The 12,328-nt window shown below is 63.5% G+C and carries 7 protein-coding genes; 1 reads left to right on the forward strand and 6 read right to left on the reverse strand.

The annotated features are described in order from the left end of the window. The 5 genes from glgX to CRO22_RS12780 all read right to left on the reverse strand — a co-directional run bounded on the left by glgX (position 1) and on the right by CRO22_RS12780 (position 9,386). The gene (glgX, locus tag CRO22_RS12760; RefSeq protein ID WP_097070541.1) at positions 1 to 2,004 is read right to left on the reverse strand and encodes a glycogen debranching protein GlgX; all 2,004 of its coding nucleotides are present in this window, start codon (positions 2,002 to 2,004) and stop codon (positions 1 to 3) included. Next, a complete protein-coding gene (gene glgA, locus CRO22_RS12765) occupies positions 2,001 to 3,434 on the reverse strand; it encodes a glycogen synthase GlgA (protein ID WP_097070596.1) in 1,434 nt (477 codons plus the stop codon). The genes glgX and glgA overlap by 4 nt, the downstream gene beginning before the upstream one ends. A gap of 69 nt (positions 3,435 to 3,503) precedes the next feature. Beyond that, positions 3,504 to 4,775 (reverse strand): glucose-1-phosphate adenylyltransferase, encoded by a 1,272-nt coding sequence (glgC, locus tag CRO22_RS12770; protein ID WP_097070542.1) that lies wholly within the window; start codon positions 4,773 to 4,775, stop codon positions 3,504 to 3,506. Positions 4,776 to 4,816: 41 nt separating this feature from the next. Then, positions 4,817 to 6,982 carry a 1,4-alpha-glucan branching protein GlgB gene (gene glgB / locus CRO22_RS12775; protein WP_097070543.1) on the reverse strand — a complete coding sequence of 722 codons (2,166 nt, stop codon included), beginning with the start codon at positions 6,980 to 6,982 and terminating at the stop codon, positions 4,817 to 4,819. A gap of 7 nt (positions 6,983 to 6,989) precedes the next feature. After that, entirely contained in the window at positions 6,990 to 9,386 is a 2,397-nt protein-coding gene (locus CRO22_RS12780; protein ID WP_217991901.1) for a glycogen/starch/alpha-glucan phosphorylase, read from the reverse strand. Positions 9,387 to 9,538: 152 nt separating this feature from the next. Here CRO22_RS12780 and CRO22_RS12785 point away from each other — a divergent pair, with 152 nt between their 5' ends. Further along, positions 9,539 to 11,125, forward strand: a complete 1,587-nt coding sequence (locus CRO22_RS12785) for an alpha-glucosidase (RefSeq protein ID WP_097070545.1) — start codon at positions 9,539 to 9,541, stop codon at positions 11,123 to 11,125. A 126-nt stretch (positions 11,126 to 11,251) separates the two neighbouring features. Here the strand turns inward: CRO22_RS12785 and CRO22_RS12790 are convergent, their stop codons facing one another. Then, complete coding sequence (locus tag CRO22_RS12790) at positions 11,252 to 12,298, reverse strand: ATP-binding protein (protein WP_097070546.1); 1,047 nt, start codon at positions 12,296 to 12,298, stop codon at positions 11,252 to 11,254. Positions 12,299 to 12,328 lie beyond the last annotated feature (30 nt).

Consider the following 12,328-nt stretch of genomic DNA (forward strand, 5'->3'; position numbering starts at 1 on the left):
CTATCGCGCTGTCGATCGGATAAACAATTGAACGGATTGGGCGAAAACACAAGTCACGGGCTCAGTATGTGCGCTCTCCGGGGCCTCGGGGCGGGTCGTGTCGAGCATCAGTCGCCAACATCCCTCGGGCAGATGTACCCTCGTTGTGGGACCGGCATTGAAGATCGCGAAAAAGGCCTCGTAAGCGACCTGCCCCGCCGGGCCTTCGGCGGCGCCCCGGATCTCGGCGCAAAGACAGCGCGCGTTGGCATCGTGCCAGTCTTGTGCGGTGGGTTCGGCACCCGAGGGCATGCGCCAGATCAGATCCCGCATGCCATCTTGCCCCCGGGTTTTCGCATGGAGGAACCGGTTCTGCCGCAGTACGGGATGGTCATGACGCAGTTTGGCGAGCCGGGCCACAAAGGCGCAAAGCGCCCAATCGGCGTTTGGCCAGTCGACCCAGCCGATCGGATTGTCTTGCGCATAAGCATTGTTGTTTCCGCCCTGCCCGTTGCCGATCTCGTCACCGGAAAGCAGCATCGGCACCCCTTGCGAAAGCATCAGGCTGGCCAAGAGCGCGCGTTTGCGCCCCTGCCGTGCTGCGGGCTCGGAAAGCGCTTCAGCATAGTTGGCATTATGGCCGTCGCGGTTTTGCTCACCATTGGCCTCGTTCCGCTTTTCATTATACGAAACAAGATCCTGCAAGGTAAAACCATCATGCGCCGTGAGAAAGTTCAGCGAGGTTGTGGCGGGGCGTCCATGACGATCGAAGATCTCGGCTGAGCCGGCGATGCGGCGGGCGAGTTCGGCGATCTGCGCTGCGTCGCCACGCCAGAACTGCCGCAACCCGTCGCGGAACCGATCGTTCCATTCGATGAAGGGAAAGGGAAAATCGCCAAGCCGATAACCACCGGGGCCGATGTCCCACGGCTCGGCAATCAGCTTCACTGCGCCAAGCACCGGATCTTGCCGGATCGCGCTTAAAAACGGCGCCCAGGACTTGAACTGCCCGGTCGAGGTGCGCCCGAGCGTGGCGGCAAGATCGAATCGGAAGCCATCGACCCCCATTTCCTCGACCCAGTGACGCAAGGCATCCATCACGAGCCGCAGCACCATCGGATTGGCGAGGTTGAGCGTATTGCCGGTGCCGGTGTCGTTGACATAGCTGCGCCCGCCCTCCGCCAGCCGGTAGCAGGCGGCATTGTCGATCCCACGCAGGCTGAGCGTCGGGCCAGAGCCGTCCCCCTCGCCCGAATGGTTGAAGACGACATCCAGAATGACCTCGATCCCCGCCGCATGGAAGGCGCGCACCATGGCGCGGAACCCGTCGCGCGTGCCGTAGCGCGGCTCGGGGGCGAAAAAGGCGATCGGCTGGTAGCCCCAGTAATTGCGCAGCCCCTTTTCGACCAGAAACCGATCATCGAGAAAGGCCGCGACGGGTAACAGCTCAATCGCGGTAACGCCAAGGCGTTTGAGATGCGCAAGGATCGGCGGGCTTGCCATCCCTTCGTAAGTGCCGCGCAGCGCTTCGGGCACATCGGGGTGAAGCATCGTTAGCCCGCGCAGATGCGCCTCATAGATAAATGTATGAGACCAAGATCTTGCAGGCCTTTCCCAATGTGGCTTCAGGATCTCGCAAACGATCGAACGCGGCGTGGCGAGGGCGGAATCGCGCCGGTCCGGGCGGGCGCTGCCGCCCTGCATCAGCGGATGCCAGACGAGCGGCGCGCTCAGCGCCCGTGCATAGGGGTCGATCAGAAGCTTGGCGGAGTTGAAGCGATGGCCGATCTCGGGCGCCCAAGGGCCGTGCACCCGGTAGCCATATTGCGTCCCCGGCCCGACCCCCGCCACGAAGCCGTGCCAGATCTCGCCGGCGCGTTCGGGAAGCGGAAGGCGGATCTCCCGCTCCCCCTCGAACAGGCAAAGCTCGACCTTTTCGGCATGGGCGGAATAGAGGGCGAAATTGGTTCCGCCCCCGACGGGCACCGCTCCAAGCACCTCGGCCCTGCCCGGCCGGATCTTCATGCGGCGAGCAACCGGTCGTAAAGCGCGGCATAGCGCGCCGCCGAAGCGCCCCAGCCAAGGTCGGCTTTCATGCCGCGCCGCACCATCGCGCCCCAGGTCTTGCGGTCGGCATAAAGGCTGCAGAGCTGACGCACCGACTGGCGCAGCGCGAGCGCATCAACCGGATGGAACACCACGCCGGTCGCGGCATTGGCGGCCAGCGTTGCCGGGCTCGCCCCGATCACCGTGTCGGCGAGCCCGCCGACCGCGGCAACGAGCGGCACGCAGCCATAGCGCAGCCCGTAAAGCTGCGTGAGACCGCAGGGCTCGAAGCGCGACGGCACAAGCACCGCATCGCCGCCCGCGAACATGCGGTGGCTCAGCCCTTCATCATAACCGATTTTTACACTCACCCGACCGGGGAACCGGGTCGCAAGCCCGCGCACCATATCCTCGGCCCAGAGATCGCCCGACCCCAGAATGGCCAGCCCGCCGCCCGCCTCGACAAGCGCCTCGGCCGCGGCCGGCAGAAGGTCGATCCCCTTTTGCGGCGTGAGCCGCGAGACCAGCACCATCAGCGGGCCGGAAAGCTCCGGGTCCATCTGAAACTCTTCGAGCAACGCCTTACGGTTTTTTGCTTTTCCGGCTTGCTTCGTGGCGCTGAACGGCGCGCATTCCGGGTCGGCCTCAGGGTTCCAGACGGTATCATCAATGCCGTTGAGAATGCCCGTGAGCGCACTTGCGCGCGCCACCATCACCCCCTCGAGCCCCTGCCCGTACTCGGCCCGCATCAGCTCCTCGGCATAGCGCGGGCTCACGGTCGTGATCGCATCCGCCGTGGTCAGCCCCGCCTTCAGCATCGAGACATCTCCCCAGAATTCATAACCGCCCGGGTGGCAGGCCTCGTAGGGCAGCCGCAGCGCGCCGATCTTGTCGGTCCCCACACGGCCTTGAAAGGCGACGTTGTGGATCGTCAGCACGGTCGGCACATTGGTGCCCCAATAGCGCAGATAGGCCGGCGCGAGCGCGCCCTGCCAGTCATGCGCATGCAGCACATCCGGACGCCAGTCGCCCGCACCGTCACGCGCGACCGCCGCCGCCGCCCAGCACAGCGCCGCGAACCGCTCGGCATTGTCCCAGTAATCGCCATGCGGGCCGGCATAGGGGCCGCCCTCGCGCTCATAAAGATGTGCCGCCTCGAGCGCGAGCACGTCAACCCCGCCGTGCCTGCCCAGATGCAGCGCCGCCGGCCCGCCGAAAAGCGCCTCGTCGCGCCAGACCACCTCGGTCTCGCCAAGCTTGCCAAGAAGACCCGGATAGGCGGGCAGCATCATCCGCATCTGCCAGCCCTGCCCTGCGAGAGCCGCGGGCAGCGCGCCAACCACATCGGCGAGCCCGCCCGTTTTGATCAGAGGCACCGCTTCCGATGCGACAGACAGAACTTGCTTCATCTTCTTCCCCTTCTTCATGCCGCCGGCCCCGGCGGCCCCGGCCGGGGCTCCGGGGTCCGGCGCTCCCGTTCAGCCCAGTTTTGCGGCGCGCCGGTCGAGCATCGGCTGGGTGATCAGCACCACCCCGCCCTCGGTCCGGCGGAACCACTTTGCATCTTCCTCGGGATCCTCGCCAACCACGAGCCCCTCGGGGATCTTCACGCCGCGGTCGACCACGCAGCGACTGAGCTGCGCCTTGCGGCCCACTTCGACGTAAGGCAGTGCCACGACGTAATCGAGTGAGGAATAGGAATGCGCCCGCCCGCCGGTGAACAGGAGCGAATTGCGCACCTCAGAGCCCGAAACGATGCAATCGCCGGAGACGAGCGAGCTCACCGCCGAGCCGCGCCTGTTGTCTTCGTCATGGATGAATTTGGCTGGCGGCACGATCTCGGCATAGGTCCAGATCGGCCAGGCATTGTCGTAAAGGTCAAGCTTGGGCGTGAAATCGGTCAGGTCGATATTGGCCTGCCAGAAAGCGTCGATGGTGCCGACATCGCGCCAGTAGGGTTCGGTCTCGAGCCCGGAGGTGACGCAGCTCTCGGCGAAGCGATGCGCCATCGCCTTGCCGTTCTTGACGATGTCGGGGATCAGGTCATGGCCGAAATCATGGCCCGAATTCGGGTCTTCGGCATCGCGGATCAAAAGTTCGCGCAAAAGCTTCCAGTCGAAGACGTAGATCCCCATCGACACCAGCGTATGCGTCGGGTCGTCGGGCAGGCCCGGCGGATCGGCCGGCTTCTCGATGAAGCCAGTGATGCGCAGGCTCTTGTCGACCGCCATGCAGCCAAAGGCCGTGGCCTCTTCGCGCGGCACGGTGAGACAGCCGATCGTCACATCCGCACCGGTCTCGACATGCTGGCGCAGCATCACCTCGTAATCCATTTTATAGATATGATCGCCCGCCAGGATGATGACGTATTTGACGTCGTAATCCTCGATGATGTCGATGTTCTGCGCCACGGCATCGGCGGTGCCGAGATACCATTTGCTCTCATCGATGCGCTGGCTCGCGGGGAGAATATCAAGGTATTCGTTGCGCTCGGCGCGGAAGAAGTTCCAGCCGCGCTGCATGTGGCGAATGAGGCTATGCGCCTTGTATTGCGTGGCAATCGCCATCTTGCGGATGCCGGAATTGAGCGCATTCGACAGTGCGAAGTCGATAATCCGCGTCTTGCCGCCAAAATAGACCGCGGGCTTCGCGCGCCGGTCGGTGAGTTCCTTGAGGCGGCTGCCGCGGCCCCCCGCCAGAACGAAGGCCATCGCCTGCGACGAGAGCCTCTGGTTCGGTTGCGGTTTCATATCTCCCTCTCCCTTCTTGTCTCCCCGTTCACGCGCCCCTGTCAGGCTGGCGTGAACATCACCACCGCGAGCGGTGGCAGATAAACTTCGGCGCTGAGCCCGCGGCGCGCCGTTGCGATCTCCTCGGCCTCGATGGCCCCGAGGTTGCCCCAGTTTGCGCCGCCGTAATAACCGCTGTCCGAGTTGAAGATCTCGCACCAGGTGCCGCCCTGCGGCAGGCCAATGCGGTAGGTGCGATCCACCGGTGTGAGGTTGGCCGCGACAACGACCGGAGCGGCACCGGGCGCGCGGCGCTCGAACACATAGACCGAGGCCTCGGTATCGTCAGGCTCGATCCAGTCGAAGCCAGCGGGGTCGCAATCTCCCCAATGCAGCGCCGGCATCTCACGGTAGAGCTTGTTCAGATCGCGGATCATCGCCTGAATGCCGCGGTGGAGCGGTTCATCGAGCAGATGCCAGTCGAGCGCACCGGCATGGGCCCATTCGCGGCCCTGTGCGAATTCCTGCCCCATGAACAAAAGCTTCTTGCCCGGATGCGCCCATTGGAATGCATAGAAGGCGCGCAGGTTGGCAAATTTGCTCAAGCCATCGCCCGGCATCTTGCCCAGCATCGATCCCTTGCCGTGCACAACCTCATCATGGCTGATCGGCAAGATGAAGTTTTCGCTGTAAGTATATGACGAGGCGAAGGTAAGTTCGTTGTGATGCCAGCGGCGATGGATCGGGTCGCGGGAGAAATAGCGCAAGCTGTCATTCATCCAGCCCATGTTCCACTTGAAGCCGAAGCCCAGCCCACCAGTATGCACGGGTTGGGTCACGGCCGGGAAGGCGGTGCTTTCCTCGGCCACGGTCATGATGCCGGGGGCGCCACCATAGGCCTGCGCATTCATCGCCTTGAGAAATTCGATCGCCTCGAGGTTCTCGCGCCCGCCAAACTGGTTGGGCACCCATTCGCCGTCGCGGCGCGAGTAATCGCGGTAGAGCATCGAGGCCACGGCATCGACCCGCAGCCCGTCGAGATGATATTCCTCCAGCCAGAACAAGGCGTTGGCCAGAAGGTAGTTCTTCACCTCGCGCCGCCCGTAATTGTAGATCAGGGTGTTCCAGTCCTGATGGAACCCCTCTTTCGGGTCCATGTGCTCGTAAAGGGCTGTGCCATCAAAGCGGCGCAGCCCATGATCATCGGTCGGGAAATGGCCCGGCACCCAGTCGAGAATGACGCCGATGCCGCGTTGATGCGCCGCGTCGACGAAAGCTGCGAATTCTTCGGGGCGGCCATGGCGGATGGTGGGCGCGTAAAGCCCCACCGGCTGATAGCCCCAGGAGCCGTCAAACGGATGCTCGGTGATCGGCAGCAGCTCGATATGGGTAAAGCCCATCTCGACCACGTAATCGACAAGCTGCGTGGCGAGTTCATGATAGCTGAGCGCGCGCCCGCCTTCTTCCCACACCCGCCGCCAGGAGCCCAGATGCACCTCGTAAATGCTGACCGGCGCATGGATATTGTTCGCGCTCTCGCGCCCGGCGATCCAGGCGCCGTCGCCCCAGATATGCAGCCCAAGCTCGCGCACGAGCGAGGCCGTCTGCGGCGGATGTTCGGCGCCAAAGCCCACCGGATCGGCCTTGAGCGGAAGGATCTGGCCATCAGCGCCAAGGATCTCGTATTTATAGACCTCGCCCGCCATCAGCCCGGGAATGAAGATCTCCCAGACGCCGGTCGACCCGCGTCGCCGCATCTGATGCCGCCGTCCGTCCCAGGTGTTGAAATTGCCCACCACCGAGACGCGTCTGGCCGCTGGCGCCCAAACTGCAAAATGCACGCCGCGCAGCCCTTCATGGGTGATCACATGCGCGCCCAGAACCTGCCACAGATGCCGGTGCGTGCCTTCGCCGATCAGATATTCGTCGATCGCACCCAGCACCGGGCCAAAGCTGTAGGGATCGTCGAAATCCCAGGTCGCGAGCGCATTCTTGGCCCTGAGCCGATATTTGCCGCCCTTCCAGGGCCCGACAAAGAGCCCGTGCGTCAGATGCGGAAGTTCGGTTGCCTTGCCGTCCACCGCAATCGCCCAGAGCTTGTCGGCGCCGGGCACCAGCGCCGCGATCCGCCCGCCCTTCCCCGCCTTCTGCCAACCGAGAACGGCAAAGGGGTCTTCATGCCGGCCCTCGGCCAGCGCAATCGCCTCGTCGAGCTTGATCATCGGCATTCATCCCTCACAGCGCGGAGTCTGTTCCCCAGATCTCCGCCATGTATCCCCGGATCGCGCGGTCGGACGAAAAGAATCCCATCCGCGCGGTGTTCAGCACGGCCATGCGCCACCAGCGGTCAGGCGCGGCGAAAGCACGATCAACCTCCGCCTGCGCCGCACGGTAAGCCTCGAAATCCGACGCGACGAGGAAATAATCACTGTGCCACATGTTGTGTACAAGCCCGTGATAGCGCCCCGGTTCCTCAGGCGAGAACCGCCCCTCGGCGACCATCTGCAGCACGTCTTGCAAAACCTGGCTTTGCAAGATCGCATGGCGGGCGTGTTCGGGATCCTTGCGCCGCTCCATCACCTCTTCCGCGGTGAGCCCGAACAGGAAGAAGTTATCCGCCCCCACCTCTTCGCGGATCTCCACATTGGCGCCATCGAGCGTGCCAATAGTAAGCGCGCCGTTGAGCGCAAATTTCATGTTGCCCGTGCCCGAGGCTTCCTTGCCCGCGGTCGAGATCTGCTCGCTCAGATCGGCCGCCGGAATGAGCCGTTCCGCCATCGAGACATTGTAGTTCGCCGGATACACGATCTTGAGCCGGTCGCCGACATAGGGGTCGTTGTTGACCACTTTCGCCACATCGTTGATGAGCCGGATCACCTCTTTGGCCGCCTGATAGCCCGGCGCCGCCTTGCCGCCGAAAATCTTGACCCGCGGCACCACCTCCATCGTCGGATTGGAGCGGATCGCGTGCCATTCGGCGATCGTCTGCAGGATGTTCAGAAGCTGGCGCTTGTATTCGTGGATCCGCTTCACCTGCACGTCAAAGAGCGCATCTGGGCTGACTTGCACCTCCTGCGTCTCGGCGATCCAGTTCGCCAGAGCCACTTTGTTGACCCGCTTCGCTTTCGCAAAGTCATCGCGGAAATCTTTGTCTTCGCTGAACTTCTCAAGCTCACGCAGCTTGTCCAGATCAGCCTCCCAGCCGGCACCAATATTCGCGGTGACCAGTTTCGAGAGCGCCGGGTTCGCCATCCGCATCCAGCGCCGCGGCGTGACACCATTGGTCTGATTGACGATCCGGTCCGGGTGCAGCTTGTGCAGCTCCGGAAACAGGTTCTTCTTCACCAACTCGGTATGGAGTGCCGAGACCCCGTTCACCTTATGCGCGGTGATGAAGGCAAGCTCGCCCATCCGCACCTCGTGATGCTTGACGATGCCCACATAATGTGGGCGCGAGGGATTGGCGCGCAGATGCCAGGCGTCGATCGCCTCAATGATCTGCATATGCCGCGGCAGCACCGAGCCCATCAGATAGGTCGCCCAGCGTTCGAGCGCCTCGGGGAGCAGGGTGTGGTTCGTGTACCCCAGACATTGCGTTGCAATATCAATGGCCTGTTCAAATTCCATCCCGTGCACGTCGGTGAGCAGCCGGATCAGTTCCGGCCCCGCGATCGCCGGATGGGTGTCATTCATCTGGATCGCGACATGCTTGGGCAGCTCGGTCAGCTTGTAGCCACCCGCGAGATGGCGCCGCAAAATGTCATGCAGCGCCGCGGCGGTCAGGAAATATTCCTGCTTGAGGCGCAGCTCCTTGCCCTGGAAGGTCGTATCGTCGGGGTAAAGCACGCGCGAGAGCGTACGTGCCAGCGCTTCGGGCTCGGCGGCGGCGGCAAAATCGCCGTGGTTGAAGCGCGCAAGGTCAAAAAGCGTCGTGGGCTTGGCAGACCAGAGCCGCAGCGTGTTCGCCCAGCGGCCCTGCCAGCCGATCACCGGCATGTCGCAGGCCTCGGCCAGCACCGTTTCCGCAGGCACCCAAGTCGCCTTGCCGCCGGTCATCTCGACCGCGCCCTTGAAGCCGATCTCGTAGCTTACCTCGGGGCGCTCGAACTCCCAGGGGTGGCGCTGCTTGAGCCAGTCTTCCGGGGTCTCGACTTGCCGCCCGCCCTCGAAGCGCTGCCGAAAGAGGCCGTGTTCATATCGGATGCCGTAGCCGTAGCCCGCGCAGCCAAGCGTTGCCATGCTTTCCATGTAGCAGGCCGCCAGCCGGCCAAGGCCACCATTGCCGAGCGCGGCATCGGGCTCGTCTTCCACCACGGCATGCCAATCCTGCCCGAGCGCCTCGATCGCCTCGCGCGCCACCGAACGCATTCCAAGGTTAATCGCCGCATCCTCGAGCATCCGCCCGATCAGAAATTCCATCGACAGGTAATAAACGCGCTTGCGGCCCTGATCCCAAGTTTGCTTCGTCGCGGCAAACCAGGGCTCGACAATATGGTCGCGCAGGGCAAGGCTCAGCGCCATCCGCCAGTCATAGACCGAGGCATGATCGGCATCTTTCCCCATCGAATAAGTCAGATGGCGCAGAATTTCCGCCTTGAAGGCCTCGATACCGGGGGCGCTTACATCTTTCACGTCAAACCTTCCCTTGGCCAAATCCCTGCCTTCTCCCTTGATGGGGCGCCGCCCTGCCGCCGTCAAGCCGAACCCGCGCGATCGCAGCCCCCGGGATTGCCGCGGCGCAGAATGGACTTATGCTTGCCTCATATGTTGGCAGGGAGATGACAATGGGAAGAAATTGGTGGCGCGGCGCGGTGATCTACCAGATTTATCCGCGCAGCTTTCAGGACAGCACCGGGGACGGGCTGGGTGACCTGAAAGGGATCACCGCGCGGCTTGATCATGTGGCCAGTCTCGGCGTCGATTCGATCTGGCTCAGCCCGATCTTCCGCTCACCGATGGCGGACATGGGCTATGACGTTTCCGATTACCGCGATATCGACCCCGCCTTCGGCACGCTCGCCGATTTCGACGCGCTGGTGGCGCGGGCGCATGAGCTCGGTCTGAAAGTGATCATCGATCAGGTGCTCAGCCATTCCTCCGATCGTCACCCCTGGTTTGCTGATTCGAAGGCGGGAGGCGCGAAGAAGGACTGGTATGTCTGGGCCGATGCCAAGGCCGACGGATCGCCGCCGACGAATTGGCAATCGGTCTTCGGCGGCTCGTCCTGGGAATGGTCGCCCGAGCGCGGGCAGTATTATCTGCACAATTTCCTGATCTCGCAGCCCGATCTCAACCTGCGCAACCCGGAGGTGCAGGCCGAGATGCTCGATGTACTCAGGTTTTGGCTAGAGCGCGGGGTCGACGGCTTCCGCCTCGACACGGTCAATTATTATGTGCACGATGCACAACTGCGCGATAACCCCCCTGCGGCCCCCGAGCCCGAGCGCTGGCCGCCGGTTTCCACCTATGACATGCAGGACCATCTCTACGACAAGACGCAACCCGAAAACCTTGTTTTCCTTTCTAAAATGCGCGCACTTCTGGATCAGTACGAGGGCCGCTGCCTGGTGGGTGAGGTTGGGGATGTGCCGCATCGCGCAGTGCAGATCATGGCGGATTATACGTCGGGCACAGCGCATCTGCACATGGCCTACAGTTTCGACATGCTGGGGCCAAAATTCACGCCGGAGCATTACCGCGACGTGATTATGAGCTTTTTCGAGGGGGCACCGGACGGCTGGCCGTCCTGGTCCTTCTCCAATCACGACGTCAATCGCCATGTTACGCGCTGGGCAAAGCACGGCACGCCGGAGGCGGTGGCAAAACTCGCCATCGCGATGCTTGCGTCGTTCCGGGGCACGATCGGGGTCTATCAGGGCGAAGAACTCGGGCAGACCGAAACAGAGCTGCTTTACGAAGAGCTCACCGATCCGCCCGGACTGCGGTTCTGGCCCGAGAACAAGGGGCGCGACGGGTGCCGCACGCCGATGGTCTGGGATGGCTCGGAAAACGCGGGGTTCTCGACCGCAAAGCCCTGGCTTCCGATAAAACCGCCGCAGGCCGCGCGCAACGTGGCCGCGCAAGAGGCCGACCCGGCCTCCGTCCTGCATCATTACCGCGCCGTTCTCGCCTTCCGCCGCGGTTCCGAGGCCCTGCGCGCAGGTGACATGACCTTCCTCGATGTGCCTGAACCGGTGCTAGGCTTCACCCGCTCGACAGCGGACGAAACGCTCACTTGCCTGTTCAATCTCGGCCCCGATCCGATCACGCTGCCGGGCATCACGGGCACGCCCTGCGGCCCGGCGCTCGCGGCGGAGGTAACCGATAAGAACGTGACCCTCGGCCCGAACGGCGCGATCTGGTTACGATGAGAAAGGGGGCACCAGCCCCCTCAACGTCACCCATCCAGAGAAATTCATAGCATCATGAAGGAGATCAAGGGCATTCCTTACCCTTCTTGGCGCGATAAAGCGGCTGTGTCGAGGCCGCGCGCTTGGTCAGGCAAGGGGCAAAATAACGATGAAGCGGCTGCCTTCGCCTTTTTCGCTTTCCACTTTCATCCGGCCGCGGTGCCGTGAGATGATGTGCTTGACGATCGCCAACCCGAGCCCCGTGCCGCCCTGTTCGCGGGAGCGGTGGCTGTCGATGCGGTAGAACCGTTCGGTCAGCCGCGGCAGGTGAATCGCTTCGATCCCCTCGCCTTTGTCGGCCACCACCACTTTCAGCGCCGCCCCACGCAAAACCGGCTCATAATCGATCCGCTCGACACCAAGCCGCACCTCGCCGCCCGTGCCGCCATATTTGATCGCATTCTCGATCAGGTTGGTGAACACCTGCGTGAGCTGATCCGGGTCTCCCGGGAGTTTCAGCCCCTCCGTCAGCCCCTCGCGCATCAGGGCCACTTGTCGCGCCTCGGCCAGGGGCGCGAGTGCCTGCATCGCGCCGCGCAAGACCGTGCCAAGGTCGACTTCGGCGGTGGGACGGCGACGCTCTTCCGATTCGACGCGGCTGAGCGAGAGGAGATCGCCCACCAGCCGGTTCATCCGCCCCGCCTCGCGTTCCATGATCGCCAGAAACCGGTCGCGCGCCACCGGGTCATCTTTCGCGGCTCCGCGCAGCGTTTCGACAAAGCCCATCAGAGCGGTGAGTGGCGTGCGCAGCTCATGGCTCACATTGGCCACGAAATCGCGCCGCATCGCCTCGGCATTCTCGAGCGCGGTGACATCTTCAAATCCAAGCACGACCACGCCCTCAGCCCCGCCACCCGGCTCGAGCGGCGCCACCGTCACCTGCACCAGCCCTTCGCGCCCGACCGCGCCGAGCCGGAGCCGCACCTGCTGGCGCTGCCCGCCGGCAATCACTGTTTCCACCGCATCAATGAGCGCGGGTTGACGCAACACCGTCACCAGCGCGCGCCCCGCAAGCCCCTCGCCCAGCATCGCCTCGGCCCCCGCATTCGCATGAACCACACGCTGCAGGCGAGAGACGACCATGATGGGAAACGGGAGCGCCTCGGAGAAGGAGATTGTTGACGAATCCGGCAATTTTCTGTTCCTTCCACGCGAGCTGAAGCT

This window comes from Rhodobacter maris, assembly GCF_900217815.1.
Lineage (GTDB): Bacteria > Pseudomonadota > Alphaproteobacteria > Rhodobacterales > Rhodobacteraceae > Rhodobacter > Rhodobacter maris.

Excerpts from the sequence above, each read along its gene's own strand:
- glgX (WP_097070541.1), bottom strand. The coding sequence starts at position 2,004 with ATGAAGATCCGGCCGGGCAGGGCCGAGGTGCTTGGAGCGGTGCCCGTC.
- glgA (WP_097070596.1), bottom strand. The coding sequence starts at position 3,434 with ATGAAGCAAGTTCTGTCTGTCGCATCGGAAGCGGTGCCTCTGATCAAA.
- glgC (WP_097070542.1), bottom strand. The coding sequence starts at position 4,775 with ATGAAACCGCAACCGAACCAGAGGCTCTCGTCGCAGGCGATGGCCTTC.
- glgB (WP_097070543.1), bottom strand. The coding sequence starts at position 6,982 with ATGCCGATGATCAAGCTCGACGAGGCGATTGCGCTGGCCGAGGGCCGG.
- CRO22_RS12785 (WP_097070545.1), top strand. The coding sequence starts at position 9,539 with ATGGGAAGAAATTGGTGGCGCGGCGCGGTGATCTACCAGATTTATCCG.